Origin of the sequence: Streptomyces fragilis (genome assembly GCF_003112515.1) — a bacterium.
Lineage (GTDB): Bacteria > Actinomycetota > Actinomycetes > Streptomycetales > Streptomycetaceae > Streptomyces > Streptomyces fragilis.
Genome location: NZ_BEVZ01000002.1, coordinates 1893628 through 1918115 on the forward strand (window position 1 = coordinate 1893628; position 24488 = coordinate 1918115).

The 24488-nt window shown below is 72.0% G+C and carries 24 protein-coding genes; 9 read left to right on the forward strand and 15 right to left on the reverse strand.

Features of this window, described 5'->3' with window-relative positions:
• Positions 1-101: 101 nt before the first annotated feature.
• A complete protein-coding gene (locus tag Sfr03f_RS10045) occupies positions 102-605 on the reverse strand; it encodes an NUDIX hydrolase (RefSeq protein ID WP_108953288.1) in 504 nt (167 codons plus the stop codon).
• A 113-nt stretch (positions 606-718) separates the two neighbouring features.
• Here Sfr03f_RS10045 and Sfr03f_RS10050 point away from each other — a divergent pair, with 113 nt between their 5' ends.
• Entirely contained in the window at positions 719-1786 is a 1068-nt protein-coding gene (locus Sfr03f_RS10050) for a glycoside hydrolase family 43 protein (protein WP_108953289.1), read from the forward strand.
• Between the two features lie 78 nt (positions 1787-1864).
• On the opposite strand, the gene Sfr03f_RS10055 is transcribed toward Sfr03f_RS10050, so the two are convergent.
• From Sfr03f_RS10055 to Sfr03f_RS10065, 3 genes are all read right to left on the reverse strand, one after another.
• Positions 1865-2254, reverse strand: a complete 390-nt coding sequence (locus tag Sfr03f_RS10055; RefSeq protein WP_108953582.1) for a VOC family protein — start codon at positions 2252-2254, stop codon at positions 1865-1867.
• A 52-nt stretch (positions 2255-2306) separates the two neighbouring features.
• Positions 2307-3083 carry a Type 1 glutamine amidotransferase-like domain-containing protein gene (locus tag Sfr03f_RS10060; protein WP_108953290.1) on the reverse strand — a complete coding sequence of 259 codons (777 nt, stop codon included), beginning with the start codon at positions 3081-3083 and terminating at the stop codon, positions 2307-2309.
• A 201-nt stretch (positions 3084-3284) separates the two neighbouring features.
• Complete coding sequence (locus Sfr03f_RS10065) at positions 3285-4436, reverse strand: glycoside hydrolase family 12 protein (protein WP_108953291.1); 1152 nt, start codon at positions 4434-4436, stop codon at positions 3285-3287.
• A gap of 445 nt (positions 4437-4881) precedes the next feature.
• Between Sfr03f_RS10065 and Sfr03f_RS10070 the strand changes: the two genes are divergently transcribed.
• On the forward strand, positions 4882-6645 hold the full coding sequence (locus Sfr03f_RS10070) for a glycoside hydrolase family 6 protein (protein WP_108953292.1): 1764 nt from the start codon (positions 4882-4884) through the stop codon (positions 6643-6645).
• A 63-nt stretch (positions 6646-6708) separates the two neighbouring features.
• On the opposite strand, the gene Sfr03f_RS10075 is transcribed toward Sfr03f_RS10070, so the two are convergent.
• Together Sfr03f_RS10075 and Sfr03f_RS10080 are read right to left on the reverse strand one after the other, a co-directional pair.
• Positions 6709-7839, reverse strand: a complete 1131-nt coding sequence (locus Sfr03f_RS10075; protein WP_108953293.1) for a MerR family transcriptional regulator — start codon at positions 7837-7839, stop codon at positions 6709-6711.
• Positions 7840-7948: 109 nt separating this feature from the next.
• Positions 7949-8848 (reverse strand): NAD-dependent protein deacetylase, encoded by a 900-nt coding sequence (locus Sfr03f_RS10080; RefSeq protein WP_108953294.1) that lies wholly within the window; start codon positions 8846-8848, stop codon positions 7949-7951.
• 175 nt (positions 8849-9023) lie between these two features.
• On the opposite strand from Sfr03f_RS10080, the gene Sfr03f_RS10085 reads away from it, so the two are divergent.
• On the forward strand, positions 9024-9218 hold the full coding sequence (locus Sfr03f_RS10085; RefSeq protein ID WP_108953295.1) for a hypothetical protein: 195 nt from the start codon (positions 9024-9026) through the stop codon (positions 9216-9218).
• Positions 9219-9459: 241 nt separating this feature from the next.
• Here the strand turns inward: Sfr03f_RS10085 and Sfr03f_RS10090 are convergent, their stop codons facing one another.
• From Sfr03f_RS10090 to Sfr03f_RS10105, 4 genes are all read right to left on the reverse strand, one after another.
• Positions 9460-10470, reverse strand: a complete 1011-nt coding sequence (locus Sfr03f_RS10090; RefSeq protein ID WP_108953296.1) for an aminoglycoside phosphotransferase family protein — start codon at positions 10468-10470, stop codon at positions 9460-9462.
• A 64-nt stretch (positions 10471-10534) separates the two neighbouring features.
• Complete coding sequence (locus Sfr03f_RS10095) at positions 10535-11050, reverse strand: DinB family protein (protein ID WP_108953297.1); 516 nt, start codon at positions 11048-11050, stop codon at positions 10535-10537.
• A gap of 55 nt (positions 11051-11105) precedes the next feature.
• Positions 11106-11453: a MerR family transcriptional regulator gene (locus Sfr03f_RS10100; RefSeq protein WP_108953298.1), complete on the reverse strand. Its 348-nt coding sequence runs from the start codon at positions 11451-11453 to the stop codon at positions 11106-11108.
• A gap of 32 nt (positions 11454-11485) precedes the next feature.
• Positions 11486-12424: an aldo/keto reductase gene (locus Sfr03f_RS10105; protein ID WP_108953583.1), complete on the reverse strand. Its 939-nt coding sequence runs from the start codon at positions 12422-12424 to the stop codon at positions 11486-11488.
• A gap of 271 nt (positions 12425-12695) precedes the next feature.
• On the opposite strand from Sfr03f_RS10105, the gene Sfr03f_RS10110 reads away from it, so the two are divergent.
• A complete protein-coding gene (locus Sfr03f_RS10110; protein ID WP_108953299.1) occupies positions 12696-13787 on the forward strand; it encodes an ABC transporter substrate-binding protein in 1092 nt (363 codons plus the stop codon).
• A 98-nt stretch (positions 13788-13885) separates the two neighbouring features.
• Here Sfr03f_RS10110 and Sfr03f_RS10115 read toward each other — a convergent pair whose 3' ends face one another.
• The 3 genes from Sfr03f_RS10115 to Sfr03f_RS10130 all read right to left on the reverse strand — a co-directional run bounded on the left by Sfr03f_RS10115 (position 13886) and on the right by Sfr03f_RS10130 (position 16995).
• Positions 13886-15181, reverse strand: coding sequence for a vanadium-dependent haloperoxidase (locus Sfr03f_RS10115; RefSeq protein WP_159105605.1), 1296 nt, complete (start codon positions 15179-15181; stop codon positions 13886-13888).
• A 186-nt stretch (positions 15182-15367) separates the two neighbouring features.
• Positions 15368-15862 (reverse strand): YfbM family protein, encoded by a 495-nt coding sequence (locus tag Sfr03f_RS10125; RefSeq protein ID WP_108953302.1) that lies wholly within the window; start codon positions 15860-15862, stop codon positions 15368-15370.
• Positions 15859-16995, reverse strand: coding sequence for a bifunctional NAD(P)H-dependent oxidoreductase/GNAT family N-acetyltransferase (locus tag Sfr03f_RS10130; RefSeq protein ID WP_108953303.1), 1137 nt, complete (start codon positions 16993-16995; stop codon positions 15859-15861). Before Sfr03f_RS10130 ends, Sfr03f_RS10125 begins: the two co-directional genes overlap by 4 nt.
• 30 nt (positions 16996-17025) lie before the next feature.
• Between Sfr03f_RS10130 and Sfr03f_RS10135 the strand changes: the two genes are divergently transcribed.
• A complete protein-coding gene (locus Sfr03f_RS10135; protein ID WP_108953304.1) occupies positions 17026-17493 on the forward strand; it encodes a MarR family winged helix-turn-helix transcriptional regulator in 468 nt (155 codons plus the stop codon).
• A 287-nt stretch (positions 17494-17780) separates the two neighbouring features.
• Here the strand turns inward: Sfr03f_RS10135 and Sfr03f_RS10140 are convergent, their stop codons facing one another.
• Positions 17781-18797, reverse strand: coding sequence for a LacI family DNA-binding transcriptional regulator (locus tag Sfr03f_RS10140; RefSeq protein ID WP_108953305.1), 1017 nt, complete (start codon positions 18795-18797; stop codon positions 17781-17783).
• A gap of 323 nt (positions 18798-19120) precedes the next feature.
• Between Sfr03f_RS10140 and Sfr03f_RS10145 the strand changes: the two genes are divergently transcribed.
• The 4 genes from Sfr03f_RS10145 to Sfr03f_RS10160 all read left to right on the forward strand — a co-directional run bounded on the left by Sfr03f_RS10145 (position 19121) and on the right by Sfr03f_RS10160 (position 23947).
• A complete protein-coding gene (locus Sfr03f_RS10145; RefSeq protein WP_108953306.1) occupies positions 19121-20431 on the forward strand; it encodes an ABC transporter substrate-binding protein in 1311 nt (436 codons plus the stop codon).
• Positions 20432-20523: 92 nt separating this feature from the next.
• Positions 20524-21516: a carbohydrate ABC transporter permease gene (locus tag Sfr03f_RS10150; RefSeq protein WP_108953307.1), complete on the forward strand. Its 993-nt coding sequence runs from the start codon at positions 20524-20526 to the stop codon at positions 21514-21516.
• 12 nt (positions 21517-21528) lie between these two features.
• On the forward strand, positions 21529-22458 hold the full coding sequence (locus Sfr03f_RS10155) for a carbohydrate ABC transporter permease (protein WP_108953308.1): 930 nt from the start codon (positions 21529-21531) through the stop codon (positions 22456-22458).
• Positions 22459-22510: 52 nt separating this feature from the next.
• Complete coding sequence (locus Sfr03f_RS10160; RefSeq protein ID WP_108953309.1) at positions 22511-23947, forward strand: GH1 family beta-glucosidase; 1437 nt, start codon at positions 22511-22513, stop codon at positions 23945-23947.
• A 133-nt stretch (positions 23948-24080) separates the two neighbouring features.
• Here the strand turns inward: Sfr03f_RS10160 and Sfr03f_RS10165 are convergent, their stop codons facing one another.
• Positions 24081-24425 carry a DUF6233 domain-containing protein gene (locus Sfr03f_RS10165; protein ID WP_170145047.1) on the reverse strand — a complete coding sequence of 115 codons (345 nt, stop codon included), beginning with the start codon at positions 24423-24425 and terminating at the stop codon, positions 24081-24083.
• Between the last annotated feature and the right edge of the window lie 63 nt (positions 24426-24488).

The window sequence follows — 24488 nt, forward strand, 5'->3', positions numbered from 1 at the left end:
TACCCACGCGCACCGCCGCTCGCCGGGCACTACGGCGCGTCCGTGCGGCAGCGGTCCGCAGTAACCCCCGGCCGGTCCGCCCGGTGAGGGCGTGCCGTGGATCACGCCCCACCCGCGCGGTCGCGCAGGGCCGCCGCGATCACGTCGTGCACGAGGTACTGGCCGGGGGAGAGGTTCTCCTTGAGGCGCCAGAGGTCCTCGGGCCCGAACCAGTCGTGGGCGGTGTGCTCGGACCGCCGGAGGACGGGACGGTCCAGGTCACCCTCGACCTCGACGAGGTAGTCGGCCTCGTGGCGCGTGCCCTTCCCGTCGTCGCCCGTCCACCTGGTCACCCCGAGCAGGCGCCGCACCCGGCTCAGGCGCCAGCCGGTCTCCTCCTCGATCTCCCGGGCGAGCGCGTCCAGCAGGGTATCCCCGGGCTCCACGTGACCGCCCACGATGTCCCAGCAGTCCGGGAAGAGGCGCCGATCGGGGCCGCGCCTCTGCGCGAACGCCCGGCCGTCCCGGTCGAGGACGACCGCGCCGACCGTCCAGGTCTCGCCCTCGGCGGGTTCCGGTACCCCGACGCCGTCGTCCACCCTCGGTGGATCTCGCGACTCGGTCATGGCACCACTGTAGAGCGCGGCAAGAATGACATGAGCACGCCCTTGTGGTGGGTAGGTATGGCGGGAGCGCTGCTCGTGCCCGCCCCCACCGGCCCCCACCGGAAAGAGACAGCATGAGACTTCACCGCACGTCCGGAGCCGCCGCCCTCGCGCTGGCCCTGCTCCTGGCCCTCACCCTGTCGCTGACGTCGGCCGGGCCCGCCGAGGCGGGTCAGACGGGCATCCGCGCCGCGGATCCGAGTGTCCTGAGGGTCGGCGGCACCTACGTCTCGGTGCAGTCGACCGGCGCCGGCATCGCCGTCCGGCAGGCGTCGTCCACCGGCGCCCTGGCCTCCGCGACACCCCGGCAGGTCTGGTCGGACAGCCGGAACCTGGGCGAGGTGTGGGCACCCGAGATCGTGCGCGACGGCGGCCGCTACTACATCTACTTCTCCGCGGGACGCGGATCCGCCCACCGGATGTACGTGATCAGCTCGGCCTCCCCGGACAGCGGCTACACCGGTGAGACGAAGCTCGCCCTCCCCGACGACAGGTGGGCCATCGACGGCACGCTGTTCACCTTCAACGGACAGCGCTGGTTCGTCTGGTCGGGCTGGGCGGGCAGCACCAACGTGGAGCAGAACCTCTACATCGCCCGGATGAGCAGCCCCACCACTCCGACCGGCGGGCGGTACGTCATCTCCCAGCCCCGCGAGAGCTGGGAGCGCGTGGTCGGCAACCCCTACATCAACGAGAGTCCCGAAGCGATCAAGGACCCCAACGGGCAGCTGCACATCGTCTACTCGGCCAACGGCAGCTGGAGCGACCAGTACTGCCTGGCCGACCTCCGGCTGCGGGCCGGCGGCGACCCGACCTACGTCTGGGACTGGTACAAGTCCAACGGCTGCCTGTTCGGCTCCCACCGGGCGACCATGATGGCCGGCTGGGACCCGACGCTCCACGTCGACGGCCCCGGCCACCACACCTTCGTCCTGCTCGACGGCGACATCGCCACCAGCCCGCCGGCCGGGCCGACGTTCCCCCTGATGTTCCACGCCGTGCCGAAGGGCACCCCGTACGCCTGGGAGAACCGGTACTGGTACACCGGCAGCTTCTGCTGGTGGGGCAACACCGCCTACAGCCGGGCCAACGTCCCCGGCCCGAACACCGACACCGGGTGGAGCCTGAAGTTCTTCGAATGACCGGGAGCCGACGAGTCGGTGGGGGGTGGGGGGAGGGCCCGACGGAGCGGACCCTCCCCCGCGAGGTCGCAAGGAGCGTCACTCCCCGCCGTCGGGGACGTACAGGCAGAACGGGTGGCCCGCGGGGTCGATCAGCACCCGTACGTCGTCCTGCGGCTGGAAGTCCGCCTCCCGCGCGCCCAGGGCGATCGCCCGCTCGACGGCGGAGGGCAGGTCGTCCACCTCGATCTCCAGGTGCATCATCATTTGCTGGTCGTTCGGACCGGCGGGCCACACCGGCCGCGTGAACCGCGGCTCCGTCTGGAAGGACAACGCGGCGCCCGAGCCGGGCGCCGCGAGCTCGATCCAGTCGCTCTCCTCCCTCCGCGTGGACCACCCGAGCAACTCGCGGTAGAAGCGCGCGAGTTCGCGTACGTCGGGAGCGTCGAGAGTGGTGGCGGCCAGGGTGAACCGTGGTTGCTTCGTCATGCGGTATGTGTTGCCCGCTGTGGCGTGCCTGACCCGCGTCCCAGCCCGGCGCTCACCAGGCCCGGACGACCGCTCCCGCACGGTAGGAACGCACCACGACCCCGTCCCCGTCCCCGTCCGTCTCGCGACGCACCAGATGGGCGCGGCCGACACCGTCGACCCGCACCACGGGAGCCGCCGCGCCCGGCTCCGCGGCGATCCGCAGCGCCGTGTTCTCGTCCAGGGCGATCCCGGAGGCGGTCAGACCCCTCCCGACCGCGGACACCAGCCGCGCCAGCGTTCCCCACTGCGCGGCGTGCACGTCGACGGAGAACGGCACCAGACCGAGCCCGGGCCGCACCTCGACCTCCTCCAGGTCCTCCGCGGTGTCCTCGGGGCACACCGGCACCCCGTCGCCCAGCCAGCCGCCGACCACCGCGTCCCGGGCGGCGACGGCCGCACCCGCGGAGAACCCCGCGTACGGCATGCCGCCTTCACGGAGCAGGTCCGTCAGGGCCTCGCGGCAGCCGGCCAGCGCCTCCTGGTAGGCGGGGGTCAGCCCGCCGCCCACGAACAGCGCGTCGACGCCGTCCAGCAGCGCCGGGTCGAAGCGCTCCCCGACCGGTACCAGCAGCGGCACCGGCACGCACGCGCCGCCGGTCCGCAACACACCGGCGAACCGCTCGAACCGGGTCGCGCCGTCACCGTCCCCCTCGTCCACCAGGAGGACGCCGATGCGGGCACCCTCCCCGGCGTCCCGCAGGAACGGTCCGTACAGCGCCGGCGCGACGGCCTCGTCGCGGCCACCGCCGACCAGGTGGATCCGCGTCCCGTTCCGCCCGCTGTTCATCCCACGCACTCCGCTTCTCCCGCGCCCGCCCTGATCAGCGGGAAGGCGCAAGAGTAAGCGGGGCGGACGGCGCCGGTCGAGGCATTTCCGTCCCCCTCGTCCTCCCCGGTCCCCCCCGCGTCGCGCCGGAAGGGCCGGGGCCCCGCACCACGCCATGGCGTGGTGCGGGGCCCCGGCCGGGGAGGGACGCTCGCCCTCAGGTCAGCCGACCGTGCAGGCCGTGCCGTTGAGGGTGTAGGAGCCCGGCTTGGAGAAGGACCCGGAGTAGGTCCCCTGGAAGCCGAAGGACTGGCTGGCGCCCGGTGCGATCTGCGCGTTGGACGAGGTGTTGGTCGCCGTCACCGCGCCGGAGTTGGGCGAGACGGTGGCGTTCCACGCGTTGGTGATCGTCTGCCCGGAGGGCAGGGTGAAGCCGACCTTCCACCCGTTGACCGCCGTGGAGCCGGTGTTGGTCACGGTGATGTTGGAGGTGTAGCCACCGGGCCAGGAGGTGGCCGTGTTGGTCACCCGGCAGGAGCCGGACGGGTTGGTCGGAGGCGGCGTGGTCGGGTCGGTGGGCGGCGGGGTCGAGGTGCCGGAGTTGACCGTGGAGGAGAACGAGTTCACGGCCAGACCCGCGCCGTTGATCCAGGGCTCGAAGCCGGCCTGGATGCTGGTGATGTACCACGACTGCTGAGCCATGCCCTTGGAGATCGTCTGACGCACGAAGTCCATGACGTCGAAGCTCATGCTGTTCACCGCGGACGGCGCGACGAAGGAGATCACGTCGTTCCCGCCGTTGTTGCCGGTCCAGACCTCCCAGGTGCGGCCGGCGACCGTGGCCGAACCGGTCCTCGAGCCGATCGGCTGGATCGAGCCCACCCGGTTGAGCCAGATCATGATCTCGGTGGCGCTGACGCCGTCCTTCTTGGGCGACGGGTCGAGCCAGATGTCGAACGACGCGTTGTAGGTCGCGTTGCTGACGTACGTGTACGAGATGCTGCTCGGCGCGCTGGAGATCGTGCTGATCTGCTTCGGCAGGTTGGTGCCCGGCGAACAGTTCGTGTAGTGACAGCCGTTGAAGATCGACGGGTACGACTTGGGGGCGCCGTTCGTGGGGACGGAGCCGTTCGCCGTCGTCAGCTGGAAGCCGGTGCTGGTGACGTTGATGCACTGCTGCTCGCTGGTTCCCCAGCGGTTGTTCTGCACGACATAGCGGCCCTGAATGGTCGTGGAGCCGTACTGGTCGCATATCAGGGTGTCGGCCTGGGCCGTCGTCGACGCAAGACCGACCGAAGTCAGTGAAGCGATTGTCAGGATCAACGCGGCCAGTGCGGGGTGCAGGGCGCGAAGCCTGGACAACAGGGCGGACATGCGGGTCCCTTCATCGAAACGAGCTGGTGGGGGGATGGTGCTCGGCGAATCGGAAACGGTCGCGCATCACTCCTTGCGTGGGGGGCGCTGATGGCCCCGTGAAGGGCCGTGTGGGGGGTCGTGCACCAGTGGGAGCGCTCCCATGGTGTGGGTGGGGCCCGGAGTGGTCAAGGTGTTGGAGGGCTCGAAAATATTCGAAGACACTTCGCGGACGCCGGCGGGAAAAAGACCCGTCAACCATCTGTACGCGTACAGGAGTTGACGCTAACGTCCTCAGCACCAGTGGGAGCGAACCCGTTTCAGTCGACACGTCCGCCTGTACGTGTCCGGCTTTGCCAGGAGTCGCTCCATGCGAACGTCCCGTGTGCCCGCCCCCCGGCGTGACGCGGCGTGCTCCCGGATGCCGGGCGGATTTGAACCGCACGGACAAGGAGACCCGCACACGATGCGCCGTACCAGAACAGCCTTACTCTCAGCCTTCGCGATGGTCGCGGGGGCCGCGGGAGTGGCCTCCGCCATGCAGCCGTCGACCGCGGCCGCAGCAGCCGCGGCCTGTACCGTCAAGTACCAGGTGCAGAGCTCGTGGAGTGGCGGGTTCACCGCCAACGTGACCCTCACCAACAACTCCGCCGCCAAGTCCTCCTGGAAGCTCGGCTGGTCCTGGGCCGGCAACCAGAAGGTCAGCAACGGGTGGAACGCCAAGATCACCCAGAGCGGCACCGCCGTCACCGCTGCCAACGAGTCGTACAACGGCCAGCTGGGCAGCGGGGCCTCGGTCAGCTTCGGCTTCAACGGCACCTTCAGCGGCACCAACGCGGCGCCCACGGCGTTCACGCTCGACGGTGCGGCCTGTGACACCGGGGACGGCCAGCCGCCCACGAGCCAGCCGCCGACCAGCGAGCCCCCCACCTCCCAGCCTCCGACGAGCCAGCCGCCCACCTCCCAGCCTCCGGGCACGAAGGTGGACAACCCGTACGCCGGCGCCAAGGGGTACGTGAACCCGGACTGGTCCTCCAAGGCGGCCGCCGAGCCGGGTGGTTCCAAGGTCGCCAACCAGCCGACCGGTGTCTGGGTGGACCGGATCGCCGCGATCAACGGCGCGAACGGAGCGATGGGCGTCCGTGCCCACCTGGACAAGGCTCTGGAGCAGAAGGGCTCCGGCGAACTGGCGATCCAGTTCGTGATCTACAACCTGCCCGGCCGTGACTGCTCCGCACTGGCCTCCAACGGCGAACTCGGCCCGACGGAGATCGACAAGTACAAGACGCAGTACATCGACCCGATCGCCGCGATCTTCAAGGACCCGAAGTACGCGGGCCTGCGGATCGTCACGACGATCGAGGTGGACTCGTTGCCCAACCTGATCACCAACGTGTCCGGCCGTGACACCTCGGTGCCCATGTGCGACACCATGAAGAGCAACGGGAACTACGTCAAGGGCGTCGCCTACGCGCTCAAGACGTTCGGCGCCATCCCCAACGTCTACAACTACGTGGACGCCGGACACCACGGGTGGCTGGGCTGGGACACCAACCTGGGCCCGACGGTCGACCTGTTCAAGACCACGGCCACCACTGACGGCGCCCAGCTGTCGAACGTGCACGGCTTCATCGTGAACACGGCCAACTACAGCGCCCTGAAGGAGCCGTACTTCAAGGTCACCGACTCGGTGAACGGCACGTCCGTGCGCCAGTCCAAGTGGGTGGACTGGAACCAGTCCGTCGACGAGCTCACCTACGCACAGATGCTGCGGGACAAGGCGATCTCGGCCGGCTTCCCGAGCAACATCGGCGTCCTGATCGACACCTCCCGCAACGGCTGGGGCGGCACCGCGCGTCCCACCGCCGCGGGCCCGACGACCAGCGTCGACGCCTACGTGAACGGCGGTCGCGTCGACCGTCGTATCCACCTGGGCAACTGGTGCAACCAGTCCGGTGCCGGTCTCGGCGAGCGTCCGAAGGCCAGCCCCGAGCCGGGCATCGACGCCTACGTCTGGATGAAGCCGCCGGGTGAGTCCGACGGCGCCAGCCAGGTGATCGACAACGACGAGGGCAAAGGCTTCGACCGGATGTGCGACCCGACCTACACGGGCAACGCGCGCAACGGCAACAGCATGTCCGGGGCGCTGCCCAACGCGCCCCTGTCCGGCAAGTGGTTCTCGGCCCAGTTCCAGGAGCTGATGAAGAACGCCTACCCGCCGCTGTCCTGACACCGGCACCGCACAGAAGGCTGCCCGCCCCGCCGTCCACACGGCGGGGCGGGCAGCCCGCGTTCACGCCGAGGCCCGCTCCGGCCCGAAGACGTCTGCCACCACACAGCTGACGTTGTCCGGTCCGCCCAGGTCGTTGGCCAGGGCGACGAGATCCCGCACCGCCCGCTCCGGGTCGGCGGCCAGGGAGAGCACCCGGCGCACCTCCGCGGTCGCGACGACCGTGGACAGGCCGTCCGAACACAACAGGTAGCGGTCACCCGGTCGCGCGTCGTGCAGACGCATGTCGGGGGAGTGGTCCGCCCCCTGGCCGAGTGCCTTCACCAGCAGCGACCGCTCCGGATGCGAGGACGCCTCCTCGGGGCTCAGACGCCCCTCGTCGACCATGGACTGCACCAAGGTGTGGTCGTGGGTGATCTGGAACAGACCGCCGTCGCGCAGCAGGTACACCCGCGAGTCGCCGATGTGGACCAGCGCGAGCTGCGAGCCCGTCCAGAGCATGGCGGTCAGCGTCGTCCCTGCGACGACGTCCTCACCCGCGGCGGCCGCACCGTTGCCGACGGCCGTCCGCACCGCCTCCTCGGCCTGTTCGACAGCGTCCTCCAGCACGCCGAGGAGCCCGGCAGCCGGCACGCCGTCGGTCTCCAGCCGCTTCAGCGCCCCGAGGGCCGCGGTGCTGGCGGGCGCTCCGCCGGCGCCGTAGCCGTCGGCCACGGCCAGCAGCCGGGGACCGGCGTGCACGGCGTCCTGGTTGCTCTCACGGACCAGGCCCTTGTCGGACAGGGCGGCGTAACGGATGCCCAGAGGCTCGGCGACCGTCAAGGTGTTCGTGGACATGGCAGGGTCCTTCCGCTGCAGATGGTCGACGAGGAAGGTCGCCAGGTCCCGCCGCGCGGCCGTCTCGGCCTCGACCCGTGCCCAGAAGGCCCGGATCTCCCGGGCGGCCGGCGCGGCCTCCAGCGCGCACACGGTCCGGATGTCGGCCAGCGGCATGCCCAGCCGTCGCAGCCAGGCCACCAGCCGCGCCCGCTCCAGCTGCTCCGGCGCGTACCACCGGTACCCGTTCCCCGGGTCGACGCGCGCGGGAGCCAACAGGCCGAGCTCGTCGTAGAGCCGCAACGCCTTCGGCGACAGCCGCGACGCCTTCGCGAACGCCCCGATCGTCAGCGACCCACGCTCCGCCCGTGCCTCCATGACACCCCCTCCTCGTACCGGGCGCACCCGGCGTCCGGCTCCCCCGATGCTGTGGGCTTCCCCAGGGTGAAGGTCAACCCCTGCCCTCGGACGGCTGCCGGCGGCTCGGTCAGGGGCCGTCCGGAGCACCGCCGGCCGGGCCGAGTTCCTCCGCGACGGCCGTGAGGGTCGCCCCCAGCGGCAGCGCGACGCGGGTGAGGGCGAGACGGTCGCCACGGGTCACGTCCCGGTTGACGATCAGCACCGGCTTGCCCTCCTGCGCCGCCTGGCGCACGAAACGCAGGCCGGACATCACCGTCAACGAGGACCCCAGGACCAGCAGCGACGTCGATGCGCGCACCAGCCCGCGGCAGTGCTCCACCCGGTCCGGCGGCACGTTCTCCCCGAAGAAGACCACGTCCGGTTTCAGGACGCCGCCGCACACCGCGCAGGGCACCACCTGGAAGTCGCCCACCTGCTCGTCGTCGAGATCGGCGTCACCGTCCGGGTTGAGCCCGCTGCCCACCGGAGCGAACCCCGCGTTCACCGCCTCCAGCCGCTCGGCCAGTTCACGGCGCGCACTCACCGTGCCGCAGGAAAGGCAGATCACCCGCGCCAGGCTCCCGTGCAACTCCACGACCCCCTCGCTGCCGGCGGCCTGGTGCAGACCGTCGACGTTCTGGGTGATCACGCCGGCGAGCCGTCCCTGCTTCCCGAGCGCCGCCACGGCACGGTGCCCGGCGTTCGGGCGGGCACGGCCGAAGGTGCGCCAGCCGAGATGGCTGCGGGCCCAGTACCGCCGCCGGGCCCGCGGGTCGGAGACGAAGTCCTGGTAGGTCATCGGCGTGTGACGGCTCAGACTGCCGCCCTCGCCACGGTAGTCGGGGATGCCGGACTCCGTGGAGATGCCCGCCCCGCTGAGGACCAGTACACCGCCGGCGCGCAGTGCGTCGACGACCGGTCCCGGATCCGTGGTGCCCGGGGGCAGGTCGTCGGGCGGGATCCAGCTCAAGGTGGGACGCGTACGCATGCGGCCAGGGTACGGAAGGCGCGCCCACGCCCACCCGCGCCCCGCCCGGGGAGGCAGGCCGACCGCGGTGATCACCGTCCGTACCGGTCTGGCTTCAACGGGAATTCCGGGGGCACCCTCAATGCCATGACACCCGGGGAGCGGCCGTCTCCCGACGGCCCGGGAGGTATCGGTCATGCGCGTCGGCGTCGGAATGTTACTCGTCCTCATGGGGCTCTTCTCCGCGCTGGGCGGCGCGCGGAAATGGGCGGAGGTCTTCGGCGGCGAGACGGGTGAGCGGGTCCGGAGCTCCAACGCGGTGGCCTACCGCCTCGTGGGCTGGCTGTTGGTCGTCGGGGGAATCCTCTGCGCGGCCGGGGTCGGGGAATGACGTGCGGAAGAGCCCGGCACAACGAAGGAGAACGCGGTGACGGTGGAACTGCCCCTGCTCCTGGCGGGCGAGGACAGGCGTCCCGACGGCCCGTCGTGGAGTCCCTATCTCGCGGTCGCGATATGGCTCTGCATCGCGATTATTCTCGGAGTCCAGTTCTACCGCAGGCGTCGGCAGCGCGAATAGCGTCGACAGCGCGAGTAGCGTCGACAGCGCGAACAGCGGTGCGCGGCGGGGGACTTCACCCTGCTTTCTCGCGGGCCACCTGCCCGGCCAGGGTCCGCAGGAAGCGCGTCCGCGGGTCGTCGCGCCCGGCGCACAGCGCGGGCACGACCTCGAAGGCCGCGAGCGCCCGGCACCATGCCAGCACCCGGTCCGCCGACTGACCGGGCACCAGGGAGGCCATCCGTTCGGCCCTGCGCTCCAGTGCGGGCAGGTCGCTGACCCCGTCCATCACCCAGTCGACCGCGTCGAAGTCCGGGTCGCCCCAGGTGGGCCGGGGATCGATCGCCACCAGCCTGCCGTCCGCCCCGGCCAGGACGTTGCCGGCGTGGAGATCGCCGTGGACCAGCCCCACGGGGCCGTCGGCGCACAGCGCGAGACAGGCCGCGTGGGCGCGCTCCAGCACCTGCGGATCCAGCGGGGGACGACGGTCCGCCGCCGCGAGGCGACGCCCGGCCAGGGTGAGGAGCAGGCCGATCCGATCCGCGAGCGGCCGCAGCCCCGACCGCTCCGGACGGACGGGAACGCCGTCCCGCAGCGCCCGGAGCAGCGCCGCCACCTTCGGCAGCCGCGGGCCGCCGGCGGCCCCCGGCGCGGGGAAGGCGTCCGCGGCACCGGGCGGAGGGAGGGCATCCGCGGCCGGCAGCGCGGGGGAGGGGACCGGGGCGGGCAGCGCGGGGGAGACGTCGGCGAGCAGCAGCGCGCCGACGCGGAGGTCCCGCTCCAGCAGGTCCACCACCGACGGCGTGCCCGACCACAGGGACAGCGCCTCCGCCTCCTCCGCGGCGACGGTGGGATCCGGCGTCACCTTCAGCCACACCGTCGCACCGGAGTCCCGCCGCAGACAGCGGACGACGCGCGACGTGCCGCCACCCAGCGACTCCGCGGGCACGAGGCCCCAGCGCTCGGAGAGCTCCTCCACCAGAGACGGCAGGGCGTCGCACCAGGCGGCCACGCCGGGACCGAAGCGCACGGTCAGCCGGTCCCGGGCCGCCCGCGGAACACGGACCGACGCGCGTCCTCCACCCACTGGTCCTCCCCTGTCCGACGGCCCCGCACCGTACAGGACTTCGTCCCCGTGAGCCCGCTCGGCCCTATGCGCCCGACGGCGGATCCTGCATCGTGCGGCGGGCGTCGAGCAGATGATGCCGCAGCTCGTGCAGCGTGTGCACAGCGACCCAGCGCAACGACCGCTCCTCGGGCGCGGGGTAGGTGTACACCAGTGTGCGGTCCCAGTCCGCGGGCGTGAGGAGGTCCAGCACTCCGCCGAACAGCAGCGCCGCGTCCCGCAGTTGACGGGCGACGTCGGCCGGCGACTCCAGCGCGTAGCCGGCGTGCTCGACCCGTTCGTCCCGGCCCATGGCCTCGGCGACGGGCGTGTCCCGACGCCGCGCGGCCAGCACCCGTTCGCGCTGCACGAGCAGCACGTCCCGCACGTGGCAGGCGTACTCCAGGGGCGACCACACGTCAGGCGCCGGGCGCCGCCGCAGCAGGGACGGCTCCGCCGCCAGCAGGTCCGCGTACTCGCCGGCGTGCTCCTCCGCGAGTCGCGGGACCGAGGGAGCCAGCGAAAGGTCGTAGTCGAAACCGCACTCGTCGCAACCTGTCATGCGCTCACGCTAGTACGGCGGAGCGACCTGCCCGGCCACGGACAGGTCGCTCCGCTCAGCCGTAGTACGCGATCTTCTCGTCCAGGACCCCGATCGCCCGGTGCAGGGCGGCCACCCGCTCCTCCAGGGCGGCGCGGCGCGAGCGCAGGAAGACCACCCTGTCCTGCGGTGAGTGGTCCGAACGCAGGATGGCGACGAACTCCCGCAGATCGGCGATCCCGAGACCCGCCTCGCGGAAGCAGGTGACGAGGCCGATCCAGAAGACGTCTTCCTCGGTGTACACCCTGCGCCCGCCGGCGGAGCGCCCGATGGGGCCGATCAGCCCCTCCCGTTCGTAGTACCGCAACGTGTCGATGGACACCCCGGTGCGGTCGGCGGCCGCGGCGGGGGAGAGGGTGGTCATCAAGGGCTCCTTCGGTGACCGTTCCGGGCGGGCTACCGCGCCTCGGCGAAGCGGGTCAGGTGCTCGTCCGCCAGCCGCACACGGCGCGCGGCCAGCGCCTCCTCGATCTGCTCCACCCGGCTCACGCCGACGATGGGACCGATCCCCTGGTGCAGGAGCCAGGCCAGCACGACCTGGTTCCGCGTGGCCGACACCTCGCGGGCCACGTCCTCGAGGACGGCGAGCACCCGGGTGGTGCCGGGATGATCATAGGTCCGCGGGAACGGTTTGTCCGCGCGCACGTAGGACCCCCACAGCAAGGCGCTGTACGCCCACACGGCGAGGTCCTCCGAGCGGGCGAGGTCGAGGTCCTCCGCCGTGAGCATGCGGTGACCGCCCTCCGCCACCGGCGTCAGCGGGCGCGGCTGGACCAGGGAGTGCCGCAACTGGAGGGCCGACCACGGCTCGACGCCCTGCTCGCGCGCCAGGGACCGGGCGCGCTCCACGCGCCAGGCGGCGTGGTTCGCCGCCCCGATCCGCAGCACCGCCCCCTTCGCGACCAGCTCACCGAAGGCGCCGACCGTCTCCTCCAACGGCGTCCCACGGTCCTCGGCGTGGGCCCACAGGAGATCGACGTGGTCGACCCCCATCCGCCGCAGGCTCCCTTCCACCCCGGCGTGGACGGCGCGGGCGGAGAGCCCCTCGGCGCTCTCCGGCCAGACGTGCGGGACGAGGGGGTTCTGACGGACCTTGGTCGCGATCCGCACCCGGTCACGCGCCCCCGGCCGGGCCGCCAGCCACGACCCGATGACCCGCTCCGAGGCGCCACCGACGCCGTCGGGATCGTTCCAGAACGCGTAGCAGTTGGCGGTGTCCAGCCAGACGCCGCCGCCGGCGACGAAGGCGTCGAGGATCGCGAAGGCCCGCTCCGGGGCGACGCGCGTACCGAAATCCATGGTGCCCAGCACGACGGGCGGTCGGTTGTCGTTCATGCCGACCATGCTCGGATCTGGAGCGCGCTCCAGGTCAAGTGGCCTCGTGCGGACGGGTGTTCATCTGCCCCGCTGCCTGCCTGCCGCCCGGCCGTCGAGCTCGACGGGCCGGCGCGCTCGGTCGGCCCGCGGGAGATCCCGTGAACTCCGCCGAAACCCGGGAGCGGCCCGCCCGGGACGGATAGCCTGCCCACTTGAACGATCTTGGAGTGACGGGTGCGGCGCCATCGACCCCCTCGACAGCAGCTGCAGCACAGGGAGAGGCCGGCACATGGAGAAGGCTGAACAAGCCCCCGCTCCCGTCCTGATCGGGGCACTCGCCCCACTGTCCGACCCCGGCTGGGCGGAGGCCGGACGGCACCTGCTGGCCGGGCTGGAACTGGCCGTGGAGGAGGTGAACGCGGACGGCGGCGTCCGGGGAAGTCCGCTGGAGTTGGCCGTCCGGGACACCGCTGCCGATCCCGCGCGCGCCGTGGCGGCCGTGGACGACCTGGCGGGCCTGGGCGTCGCCGCGCTGGCGGGGGAGTACCACAGCGTCGTCGCCCGCGCCGTCGCCGCCAGGGCCGACGCCCTGGGCCTGCCCTTCCTCTGCTCCTCGGCGGTGCTCGACGCGCTCACCGAGCAGCCCGCCGAACACGTCGCCCGTCTCGCCCCGGCCCAGTCCCGCGGCTGGCGGACCTACGCCGACCTCCTCCTCGCCGCGGGCCACCGCCATGTCACCGTGGCCAGGGAGCCGAGTGCCTACTGGACGGCCGGCACCCGCATCCTGCACGACCACCTCACCGCGCACGGCGGCGGCGTCACCGCGCTCGAGCTGCCCGCCCTCACCCCCGCGGACGTCTGCGACGCCCTCGCCGCGGGCCGGTCGACGGCCCTGCTGCTCCTGCTCGGCCACCCGGAACCGGCGGTGTCCGTCGTCAAGGCCGTGCGCGGCGACCGGCGTCTGACCGGCCTGCTGATCGGCGCCCCGGCCGGGCAGCCGGAGTTCGCCTCCTGGGTGCGGCTGCTCGGCGGCGACGGCGCCGGCGTCCCCTTCCTGCGCTACCTCCCCGAACGCCTCGGCCCGCTCGGCAGCCGCGTCGAACAGGCCCTGCGGCTGCGGCTGGACGCCGAGCCCTCCTTCGTCGCCTTCGAGGGGTACGACACCGGACTCGTCCTCGCCCACCTCCTCCGGTCCCACGGCGCCGATCCCGCGGCGATCGCCGCCTCCTGGCCGCGGATCGCCGTCGAGGGCTCCCGAGGCGAGATGCGGTTCACCCGCACCGCGGAGACCGGTGTCTGGCAGTGGACACACCCGCCGGTCCAGGTCGTCGACCGGGATCCGGCGGCACCGGCACGCTTCCGCGTCCTGCACACCGGCTGAGCCGCGGGCGCGCGGAAGACCCCCGCCCCCCGACGCGCCCCTACGCCGCCCCGGACGCTGCTCCCCGGATGCTCCCGGGACGCCGTCCGGGACGCTGCTCAGTGGCCGCGCAGCGGACGGAAGTACCGGTCGAGGGCCCAGTCGGCGATCCGGTGACCCACGCGGTTGCCGACGACGTCGGCCGTGCGGGTGTGGATGCCCGCGAACACCCGGGCGTCGATCGCGTCACGGTCGTACGGCTTCGCGTAGTCGTAGTGGCGCGTCGTGCCGCCGCGCGTGGAATGGACGGTGAGGTCGATCCGGTCGGTACCCAGCAGCCTGGTCATGGTGCCGGTCAGCGCACCCGCGGTGGTCGCGTGACCGCTCAGGTAGTCCGGGTGGGCGGGCGTCGTCAGCAACGGCTCCCAGCCGCGGTCCGGCGACGTGGTGGGATCGCCGTCCTCGTCCGCGCGGTGGATGGCGGTGATGGGGCGCCAGTTGCCGTACCGCAGCTTGGCGTCCCAGGCGGCGATGATGGCGTCGGCCTGGGTGGTGTGCACCGCGGCGTACAGCCTGGCGGTGGAGGCGATGTCCAGCCGGTGCCGGGCGGCGTGGTCCCCCAGGGCGCCGGGGATGTCCAGTTCGGTGAAGAACCGCGCGGTGTCGGTCTGCGCGGGAGTGCGCCGCGTGCTGTTCCTCGCCCCGAACACCCTGACCTCGTCGAGGTCCCGGACGTAGCGGGCGGAGCCCAGCGCCGGCGGCGGGCCGGGGCGGAACATGGCGGGGGAGCGCAGGAGCAGCGGACGCATCCGGCCCAGCCAGGCGTTCGAGAAGGGGGCGAACGCCGGCGGGGTGGGGCGCCAGACACCCGGGACCGGCGGCCGGTCGAAGGACACCGGAGCGTTCCGGCCGTCGTTCGCCCGGAGCTCGACGACGTGGTCCGCCGCGCGCCGCCCGAAGGCGACCCCCTCGCGCTCCGCCCGGCCGTCGGGGATCTTCGCCAGCGTGTCCTTCAGGGCCGTGTCCAGGCCGGCCGCCGAGTGGGGGAAGTAGTGGGTGAGCAGACGGTGGGCGGCCGCGGCGGCGGCCGCCGCCGACGAGGCGTGACGCGGGCCGCGTTCCCGCCAGCGGTACGGCGCGAACCGGCCCTCGATCCCCGTCACGGCGTTGTACACGGCGGTCGCCGCGTAGGCCTCCCAGAAGGCCCGGTCCGGCGGTGTGCCGTCCACCTCCACGGCGATCGTGTCGGCGGCGGTGCGCATCCAGTCGGAGACCACGGCAGGGTCCCGGCCCGCGGGCGGAGCGGCCTCCGCCGCGGCGGCGACCGCCGGCGGAAGGGCGGAGGCGAGCACCGCCAGGCCCACGGCCAGCCGGGCCACAGGCGCGGACACGACAGAACTGACTCTCTTCGTCATCACGAGGCTCCTCGCACGATTCCCCCGCAGCACTCTGCCCCAGCCCACCAGGTCCGGCACCGCCAGAGGACCGTCGATGGGCCGACGGGGGTACCGGCGGACCACGGGCGCAGTACCCCGGCCGCCGATCCGCCCGGCGATCCGGCGCCGATCCGTCCGTCGCCCCGAACTCGGCGTCAGGGGCGGTCAGTCGATCCAGACGAGCACCGCGTCCCCCGCCCGCGCCGCCGCCCGGAAGAAGGCGCCCAGCGCCTCGTAATGACCGGTCACCCAGTCCAGCGGCTCACCCCGCTCCCAGACGACGCGCGGGTAGACGTCCGCGGCGGCGAGATCCGACGGGCCGACACCCTCGGCGAGGGAGGCGGGCGGGATCCGGCCGAACGCCTCGGCCGCGACGCGGACCCGCTCGGGCCGGATCAGCCGGGGCGGTCCGTAGCCCCAGTCGTCCGCGCCGGGAAGCACCTCGTCGCCGAACGTGACGTCGACGGGAAAGCCGGCCCGGTCGAGCAGGAAACCGAGCGCCTGCCAGGTCTTGTCGACGTCGTGGCGGCGCGAGCCGGGCCCGGCGTCCGGCTCCCCTGCGAGAGGCGCGTCGACGAGCTTCGGCGCCCACCTGGGCTCCCTGACCGCCCGTTCCAGTTCCGCGGGGGACAGACGCGCGTACTCTCCGATCATGCTCATGCCTGGACGCCGGAGGCAGGGGCCGACACCAGGGACTCCTCGGCCGGGGCATCTTGCTCCAAGGCCCGCCCCGGCACCTCCTTGGTCAGACGGACGGTGTCCTCCTCGTCGGGGCAGGGCGCCACCTGGTACCCCTCGCTGCGGTAGAGGCGGATGTTGCCCTCGCTGCGGGCGCCGGTGTGGAGCACCAGGGTGTCGCACCCCGGCTCGGCCTGGCCCTCCCCGACGCGCAGCAGCCACCGGCCGAGTCCGCGTCCCCGCAGGTCCGGTGCGACGGCGAGCCGCCCCACGTGCCACTCCTCGCCGGTCCGCCGGGCCCGGACCATGCCGAGCAGCCGGCCGTCGCGCCACAGTCCGGTGGTGTGCCAGGCCCCCAGCCACTCGCGCACCTGCTCCGGCGACTCCCGCAGAGCCGGAACGGCCAGGCTGTCGTTGGCGAGGGCCTCGTCCACCCAGCAGCAGCGCTGCAGCACCGTCACCTCGCCTGCGTCCTCGGGCGTCAGCCGCCGCAGGTAGGAACCCGGCAGCGGACCGTCCTGCACGCCGGAGCGGGACTTCTCGCGCAGCGGGCGCAGCGCGTGCGAGACGCGGACCAGCTCGTCCAGGACGCCCACCGCCGCCCCCGAGAGCGCCGGGGCGGGGCGGACGCGCCCGTCCTCGACGGCGTCGTCGATGCGTATCGCGACCGTGGAGCCGAGCGGGACCAGTCGCAGGGTGGTCACCACCTGCTTGGCGTGCTGCACCGCCCGCGTGCCCGCGGAGGTGTGGCCGTAGCTGACGAAGCCCATCGGCTTCCACGCCCACTCCCGGGTCAGGTAGTCGAGCGCATTCTTGAAGGCGGCGGGCATCCCGTAGTTGTACTCCGGAGTGACCACGAGGAAGCCGTCCGCGCGGTCCACGAGCGCGCTCCAGCGACGGGTGTGCTCGTGGGCGTACAGACCGGAGGCGGGTTCCTGCTCCTCGTCCAGGAAGGGCAGGGCGAGGTCGGCCAGGGACACGGGCACCAGCTCCACGCCGAGTTCGGCGGCCCGTGCGCCGACCGCCTCGGTCAGCCACGTGCCGACCGCGGGGCCCAAGGCGCCGGGACGGGTGCTGCAGACGAGGACGAGGACGCGGATCGTTTTCGTTGTCATGGAAATGAAAGCTAGGTGTAGATTGGTTCCATGTCAACGAACGAGTCGCAGGAAGCCGTCAACTGGCTGAATCACGACGAGGAGCGGGCCTGGAGGTCGTATCGGCGCATGGTGCTCGCCGTACAGGCGGCCACTGCCCGCGACCTGGCCGACGTGGGGCTCTCCGAACCCGACTACGAGGTGCTGAGCACGTTGTCCGAGCTGCCCGGACGCACCAGCACCCTGCGGGCGCAGGCCGCCAAGATGCACTGGTCGCGCAGCCGGCTCTCCCGGCACGCCACCCGCATGGAGGCGCGCGGCCTGCTGCGGCGCGAACCGGATCCCGCGGACGGCCGGAGCTGCTTCCTGGTGCTGACCGACCACGGGATGCAGACCCTCGAGACGGCGGCCCCCGCCCATCTCGCCTCGGTGCGGCGCCACTTCGTGGACCGCCTCACCCCCGAGGACCTCCGCGCGCTCGAACGCGTCGCGGACAAACTGCGGGACGACGACGACTGACCGGCGACCGGGAGACGCTACGTCCTACGCGGCCGCGGCGAGGTGGGGGAGGGCAAGCCCGAGCCGGCCCGAGGGCCGCGAGCCGTGCCGGTATGCCGATACCGGCGGGCGGACGGGCAGGGCAGTGCAGGACGGGCAGGGCAGCGCAGGGGGCGCAGGGCAGCGCCACCTGGGCCTGGCCGGCCGCCCCGTGCCGCAGTGGACCCGCCTCGGCGCCGCCCCGGTCCGGCTCTTCGGCCGGAACGGCCCCCACCACCGGCCCGTTCCTCGCGGCGGGCCCGGTCTGCTCAGGAGGACTCCCGGACCACCAACTCGGTGGGGAGCGTCACCTGCTGCCGCCGTGCGCCGCCTTCGGCGATCTCGTCGAGCAGGATCCGCGCCATCGTCCGCCCGACCTCCTCCACCGGCTGACGCACCGTCGACAGCGGCGGATTGGTGTGCCGGGCGAGGACGGAGTCCTCGAAACCGACCACCGCGACGTCCTCCGGCACCCGGCGCCCGTGGGCGCGCAGTTCGGCCAGGGCGCCGACGGCCATCAGGTCGGACGCGGCGAAGACCGCGTCCAGCTCCGGCGCCCGTTCAAGAAGCGAACGCATCGCTCGGCGGCCGCCCTCCTCCGAGAAGTCCCCGGGCTCGACCAGCGACTCGTCGGCCTCGCGTCCCGCCAGCTCGTGCGCACGGCGCCAGCCGGCGAGCCGGCTGCGGCCCACGTCCATGTCCAGGTCCCCGGTGATCGTCGCGACGCGCTCGCGGCCGCCGCGCACCAGGTGCTCGACCGCCGCCGTCGCGCCCCCGATGTTGTCCGAGGTGACGTAGCTCAGCCGCTCGTCCTCACCGCGGCGGCCGGCCAGCACGGTGGGCAGGCCCATCTCCTCCAGCATGGCCGCGACCCTCTCCTGGGCCCGCACCGATACCAGCAGCACCCCGTCGACCCGTCGCGTCACGATCGAGGTGGTCAGCTGGTCCCGCTCCAACTGGTCGCGCACCAGCACCAGTTGGAGCTGGGTGCGGGTCTCGGTCAGTGCTCCGCTGACTCCGCGGATCAACGCCGCGAAGAACGGCTCCGACCCCAGCCGGCTCTCCGACTCGGGGATCACCAGGGCCACCGCCTCGGTCCGGCTGGTCACCAGACCCCGGGCGACCGAGTTCGGGACGTAGTTCAGCTCCTTGATCGCCCGCAGCACCCTCTCCCGCGCGTCGGCGCTCACCAGTTCCGACCCGTTGAGGACACGGGAGACCGTCGTCCGCCCCACCCCGGCTCGGGCGGCGACGGTCTTGATCGTGGGCGGACGGCCCTCTGACATGCGGTTCTCCCTCGGTGGCCGCGGCGACGGCCACGGACATGATCGCCGCAATTGTGGCAGACGCGGGGCCGTTCCCGACCCCGGGGGAACGCATGGCCCCGTGAACGGCGTGAAGGGTTCCGGAAACAAGTTGGTTTCACGTTATTGACATGTGCCGCCGTTGGCACGAGTGTTCCATCCGTCGGTGGGAACGTTCCCACCTCGCGTTGGGAACGTTCCCACCCGGTGAAACGGCACGTTCCTCCCGGATCGTCCCACTTGCCGTGGTCCTACAGGACTCGTAACTCCGGTGCGTCAGCGCCGTCGCTTGGAGGAAAAGAAACATGACCACTGTTCACAGGTCCGCGCGGACGAGGGCGGTCGCGCTCGTCGCGGCGGTCAGCGCCGTCTCGCTCCTCGCCGGCTGCAGCGACAGCGAGGAGTCCGTCACCGGCGGCGGCAAGAAGGACGGCAAGGTCGTCATCACCATGGGCATGTACGGGGTGATGGGCTTCAAGGAGACCGGCCTCCTCGAGCAGTACGAGAAGGATAACCCGAACGTCGACATCCAGGCCGAGGTGGCCGGCGACGAGCAGACCTACTACACCGCCCTGCAGACCAAGCTCGCCGCGGGCAAGGGCCTCAAGGACATCCAGGGCATCGAGATCGGCCGTGCCAAGGAGATAGTCGACACCCAGGCCACGAAGTTCGCGGACTTCAAGGGCATGGCGGGCACCGACCACTTCCTCCCCTGGAAGCAGGCCCAGATCACCACCAAGGACGGCAAGGTCCTCGGCCTGGGCACCGACATCGGCCCGATGGCCGTCTGCTACCGCAAGGACCACTTCGAGGCGGCCGGCCTGCCCACCGACCGCGAAGAGGTCGCCAAGCTGTGGGAGGGCGACTGGAAGAAGTTCGTCGAGGTCGGCAAGACCTTCAAGAAGGACTTCAAGGGCGACAAGGTCTCCTACATGGACGCCACCAGCGGCCTGTTCAACGCCATGATCTACGGCAACTCGGAGCAGTTCTACAACGAGCAGGGCGAGCTCATCTACAAGGACAACCCGGTCATCCAGGAGGCGTGGGACCTCGCGGCCGACGCCGCCGAGGCCGGCCTGTCCGCCAAGCTGCGCCAGTTCCAGCCGGGCTGGGACCCGGGCCTGTCCAACGGCACCTTCGCCACCACCGTGTGCCCGGCCTGGATGCTCGGCCACATCGGCGAGAAGGCCGGTGACAAGAACAAGGGCAAGTGGGACGTCGCCAAGGCCCCCAAGGGCGCCAACTGGGGCGGCTCCTTCCTCGGCGTGGTCGAGCAGAGCCCGGTGAAGGAGGAGGCCAAGAAGCTCGTCGCCTGGCTGACCGCGCCGGAGCAGCAGGCCCACATCTTCAAGAAGCAGGGCAGTGTGCCGTCCTCCCAGGTCGCCCTCGACGACCCGGCCGTCAAGGACAGCACCTCCGAGTACTTCAGCAACGCCCCGATCGGCCAGATCTTCGGCGAGGCCGCCCAGGAGATCCCGGACAAGCAGGTCCTCGGCCGTAAGGACGGCACCATCAAGGACACCTTCTCCCAGGGCCTGACCCTGGTGGAGCAGGGGACCGCGCGTGCCAAGGCGTGGGAGACCACCTCGGAGCGCATCGAGAAGGCGGTCGGCTGACCGACGCTCCTCCCGGCCGCCCCGGGCCCGCCGGCCGCACGCCGGCGGGCCCGGAGCCCGGCTCGTACATCTGCTCTCAGGAAGGAAGTCCGGTGGCCACCTCCACCACCAAGGCCCAGACCGGCGAGGGACGCGAAGGTCCTGCCCCCAAGCCCGGCTCCGACGGCGGGCGCCGTCGCGGCGCGCTGCTGCACCGGCTGGACATCAAGGGCGCGCCCTACGCGTTCGTCGCGCCGTTCTTCGTCGTGTTCGCGGCGTTCAGCTTCTACCCGCTCGTGTACACCTCCTGGATCTCGCTGCACCGGGTGGAGCTGGCCACTCTGGACATCATGGAGTGGGTGGCGTTCGACAACTACGTGGCGCTCTGGAGCGACTCGCGGTTCTGGAACGCGCTGGGCAACACCATCACCATCGGCATCATCTCCACCGTGCCGCAGCTGCTGATGGCTCTCGGCCTCGCGCACCTGCTCAACTTCAAGATGCGCGGCTCGCTGTTCTTCCGCGTCGCCTCGCTCGTGCCGTACGCCACCTCGGTCGGCGCCGCGGCCCTGGTGTTCACCATGCTCTTCGAGCGCGACTTCGGCATGATCAACTGGGCGCTCGGGGCGGTCGGCATCGACCCGGTGAACTGGGAGTCCGACAAGTGGCCCGCCCAGCTCGCGATCTCCACGATCGTCATCTGGCGCTGGACCGGCTACAACGCGCTGCTCTACCTGGCCGCCATGCAGGCCATCCCCGCCGAGCGCTACGAGGCCGCCGGCATCGACGGCGCCTCCCGCTGGCAGCAGTTCATCCACGTCACGGTACCCGGGATCCGCTCCACGGTGGTCTTCACCATCGTGCTGTCCACCATCGGCGCGACCCAGCTCTTCGGCGAGCCGCTGATCTTCGGACAGGGCCCCAACGGCATCACCGGCGGCGCGGACAACCAGTACCAGACGCTGGGCCTCCTCCTTTACGAGGAGGGCTGGAAGAACTACCAGATGGGCCGCTCCGCGACCGTCGCCTGGGCGATGTTCCTGCTCCTCATCATCGTCTTCGCGGCCCAGGCACTGATCAAGCGCCTGCGCTCCCGCACGTCCTGACCAGGAGACTCCATGACCACAGAAAGCCTCTCGGTCCGGACGAACGCACCGGCCGGGACCACCAACCCGGTGAAGACCCCCGCCGGCCGCCCCGGCCGCTTCGCGCTGCGCCAGCGCGCCGGCCGCCAGCACCACGCGGGCCCGCTCGCCTACATCCTGCTCGGGATCACCGCGCTCCTGTCGATCTTCCCGCTGTACTGGACCATGGTGGCCGCGTCCACCGACAACACCCGGGTCAGCGAGACCCCGCCGCCGTTCCTGCCCGGCCCCAACCTCTTCAGCAACCTCGCCCGCGCCTGGGACGAGGCGGCGATGGGCAAGGCCATGATCAACAGCCTGATCGTGGCCGGTGTCATCGCGATGTCCACGGTGATGTTCGCGACGCTGGCCGGGTTCGCCTTCGCCAAGCTCCGCTTCAAGGGCCGCAACGTCCTGCTGATGCTGGTCATCGGCACCATGATGGTCCCGCCGCAGCTGGGCGTCGTGCCGCTGTTCATGATGATGGCCGAGCTGGGCTGGTCGCAGCAGCTGCCCGCCGTCATCTTCCCCACCCTGGTGAGCGCGGTCGGCGTGTTCTTCATGCGCCAGTACCTCTCCGAGGCGCTGCCCGACGAACTCGTCGAGGCCGGCCGCATCGACGGCGCCCACTCGCTGCGCATCTTCTGGAGCATCGTGCTCCCCGTCGCACGGCCAGCGATGGCGGTGCTCTTCATGATCACGTTCGTGCACGCCTGGAACGACTTCTTCTGGCCGTTCGTCGTGCTCGACATGACCAACCCCACGGTCCCCGTCGCGCTCACCCAGCTCAGCGCGGGCTACATCCGCGACCAGTCCCTCATCATGGCGGGCGCGCTGCTGGGCACCCTGCCCCTGCTGGTGATGTTCATCGTCTTCGGCCGGCAGATCGTCAGCGGCGTCATGGCGGGCGCCGTCAAGGGCTGAACCGCCGCAGGTCCCCCTCCCCCTCCTTCCTTCGAACGTGAAAAGGAAACACATGGTCACCGCTGATCAGGCCGCCTCCACCCCCGGCGCCGACCTCACCTTCCCCGAGGGCTTCCTCTGGGGATCCGCGACCGCCTCGTACCAGATCGAGGGCGCGGCCGCCGAGGACGGCCGCACGCCGTCCATCTGGGACACCTACTCCCGTACCCCGGGCAAGGTCCGCAACGGCGACACCGGAGACATCGCGACCGACCATTACCACCGCTGGCGCGAGGACGTCGCGCTGATGTCCGAGCTCGGCATCGGCGCCTACCGCTTCTCCCTGGCCTGGCCGCGGATCCAGCCCACCGGGCGGGGCCCCGCCGTGCAGAAGGGCCTCGACTTCTACCGGCGCCTGGTCGACGAGCTGCTGGAGAAGGGGATCCAGCCGGTGGCGACCCTCTACCACTGGGACCTGCCGCAGGAGCTCGAGGACGCCGGCGGCTGGCCGGAGCGCTCCACCGCCGAGCGGTTCGCCGAGTACGCGGCCATGGCCGCGGACGCCCTGGGCGACCGGGTCAAGACCTGGACCACCCTCAACGAGCCCTGGTGCAGCGCCTTCCTCGGCTACGGCTCAGGCGTGCACGCCCCCGGCCGCACCGACCCGGTCGACGCCCTGCGCGCCGCGCACCACCTCAACCTCGGCCACGGCCTGGCGGTGCAGGCGCTGCGCAGCCGGATCCCCGCCGACGCCCAGTGCTCGGTCACGCTCAACATCCACCACGTGCGCCCCCGCACCCAGGACGCCGCCGACGTCGACGCCGCCCGACGCATCGACGCGCTGGCCAACCGCGTGTTCACCGGCCCGATGCTGAACGGCGCCTACCCGGAGGACCTCCTCAAGGACACCGCCCAGCTCACCGACTGGTCCTTCGTCCAGGACGGCGACCTGGCCGAGATCAACCAGCCGCTGGACTTCCTCGGCGTCAACTACTACTCGCCGACGCTCGTCTCCCGCGCCGACGGCAGCGGCACCCACAACTCCGACGGCCACGGCCGCAGCGCCCACAGCCCGTGGCCGGCCGCCGACGAGGTCGCGTTCCACCAGCCGCCCGGCGACACCACCGCCATGGGCTGGGCGATCGACGCCTCCGGCATGTACGAGCTGCTGCGCCGCCTCGGCTCGGACTTCCCCGAGCTGCCGCTGATCATCACGGAGAACGGCGCCGCCTTCGACGACTACGCCGACCCCAACGGCGAGGTCAAGGACCCGGCGCGCATCGCGTACGTCCGCGACCACCTGGCCGCCGTCCACCGCGCGGTCCAGGACGGCACGGACGTGCGGGGCTACTTCCTGTGGTCGCTGCTGGACAACTTCGAGTGGGGCTACGGCTACAGCAAGCGGTTCGGCGCCGTCTACGTCGACTACCCGACCGGCAGGCGCATCCCCAAGGCCAGCGCCCGCTGGTACTCCCAGGTCGCCCGCACCGGCATCGTGCCCGGCGCCTGACGGTCCGGCCACCGACCTGGTGCGGCGTCCCTCAGCCCGCACGGCGCCGCACCGCGGACCCGCCCCCGAACGCCCGCTCTCCCGGGCCCGGGGGCGGGCCTGTTTCTCCGCCCGGCCGACCGGCCGGCACCGCTCACTCCAGCAGGCCGAGCTCCGTGTCCGGCCTGCACTGCGGGCACGGCTGCACACCCTCGGCCAGGGCGCGCAACGCCTGCTCCCGCGCGACCGCCCGGCTGCGCCTGCCGCCGCTCCAGCACCCGCCGACGTGCACGTACACGGGGGAGCTTCCGCCGAGCCCGTGCTCGACCAGCCACTGCGCCTCCGGCTGCCCGTCGCGGTCCGCGCGCCGCCGGACCACCGCCATGCGCTGCTCCTCCTGCACGATCCACCGCCGGGTGCGCTCGAGGTCGCGCAGCTGCACCCTCTCCAGGAAGCGCAGGAGGGCGAGCCGTGAGGGCTCGGCGTCGGACTCGGTCACATATTCGAGTATACGTTCGAACGCCTCGGGCGGTGTCCGGCCACCCCCGGAAACCGCGGGGCG

Bases quoted from the DNA above. Each gene is read 5' to 3' on its own strand.
- Sfr03f_RS10045 (WP_108953288.1), bottom strand. From the start codon at position 605: ATGACCGAGTCGCGAGATCCACCGAGGGTGGACGACGGCGTCGGGGTA.
- Sfr03f_RS10050 (WP_108953289.1), top strand. From the start codon at position 719: ATGAGACTTCACCGCACGTCCGGAGCCGCCGCCCTCGCGCTGGCCCTG.
- Sfr03f_RS10055 (WP_108953582.1), bottom strand. From the start codon at position 2,254: ATGACGAAGCAACCACGGTTCACCCTGGCCGCCACCACTCTCGACGCT.
- Sfr03f_RS10060 (WP_108953290.1), bottom strand. From the start codon at position 3,083: ATGAACAGCGGGCGGAACGGGACGCGGATCCACCTGGTCGGCGGTGGC.
- Sfr03f_RS10065 (WP_108953291.1), bottom strand. From the start codon at position 4,436: ATGTCCGCCCTGTTGTCCAGGCTTCGCGCCCTGCACCCCGCACTGGCC.
- Sfr03f_RS10070 (WP_108953292.1), top strand. From the start codon at position 4,882: ATGCGCCGTACCAGAACAGCCTTACTCTCAGCCTTCGCGATGGTCGCG.
- Sfr03f_RS10075 (WP_108953293.1), bottom strand. From the start codon at position 7,839: ATGGAGGCACGGGCGGAGCGTGGGTCGCTGACGATCGGGGCGTTCGCG.
- Sfr03f_RS10080 (WP_108953294.1), bottom strand. From the start codon at position 8,848: ATGCGTACGCGTCCCACCTTGAGCTGGATCCCGCCCGACGACCTGCCC.
- Sfr03f_RS10085 (WP_108953295.1), top strand. From the start codon at position 9,024: ATGCGCGTCGGCGTCGGAATGTTACTCGTCCTCATGGGGCTCTTCTCC.
- Sfr03f_RS10095 (WP_108953297.1), bottom strand. From the start codon at position 11,050: ATGACAGGTTGCGACGAGTGCGGTTTCGACTACGACCTTTCGCTGGCT.
- Sfr03f_RS10100 (WP_108953298.1), bottom strand. From the start codon at position 11,453: ATGACCACCCTCTCCCCCGCCGCGGCCGCCGACCGCACCGGGGTGTCC.
- Sfr03f_RS10105 (WP_108953583.1), bottom strand. From the start codon at position 12,424: ATGAACGACAACCGACCGCCCGTCGTGCTGGGCACCATGGATTTCGGT.
- Sfr03f_RS10110 (WP_108953299.1), top strand. From the start codon at position 12,696: ATGGAGAAGGCTGAACAAGCCCCCGCTCCCGTCCTGATCGGGGCACTC.
- Sfr03f_RS10115 (WP_159105605.1), bottom strand. From the start codon at position 15,181: ATGACGAAGAGAGTCAGTTCTGTCGTGTCCGCGCCTGTGGCCCGGCTG.
- Sfr03f_RS10125 (WP_108953302.1), bottom strand. From the start codon at position 15,862: ATGAGCATGATCGGAGAGTACGCGCGTCTGTCCCCCGCGGAACTGGAA.
- Sfr03f_RS10130 (WP_108953303.1), bottom strand. From the start codon at position 16,995: ATGACAACGAAAACGATCCGCGTCCTCGTCCTCGTCTGCAGCACCCGT.
- Sfr03f_RS10135 (WP_108953304.1), top strand. From the start codon at position 17,026: ATGTCAACGAACGAGTCGCAGGAAGCCGTCAACTGGCTGAATCACGAC.
- Sfr03f_RS10140 (WP_108953305.1), bottom strand. From the start codon at position 18,797: ATGTCAGAGGGCCGTCCGCCCACGATCAAGACCGTCGCCGCCCGAGCC.
- Sfr03f_RS10145 (WP_108953306.1), top strand. From the start codon at position 19,121: ATGACCACTGTTCACAGGTCCGCGCGGACGAGGGCGGTCGCGCTCGTC.
- Sfr03f_RS10155 (WP_108953308.1), top strand. From the start codon at position 21,529: ATGACCACAGAAAGCCTCTCGGTCCGGACGAACGCACCGGCCGGGACC.
- Sfr03f_RS10160 (WP_108953309.1), top strand. From the start codon at position 22,511: ATGGTCACCGCTGATCAGGCCGCCTCCACCCCCGGCGCCGACCTCACC.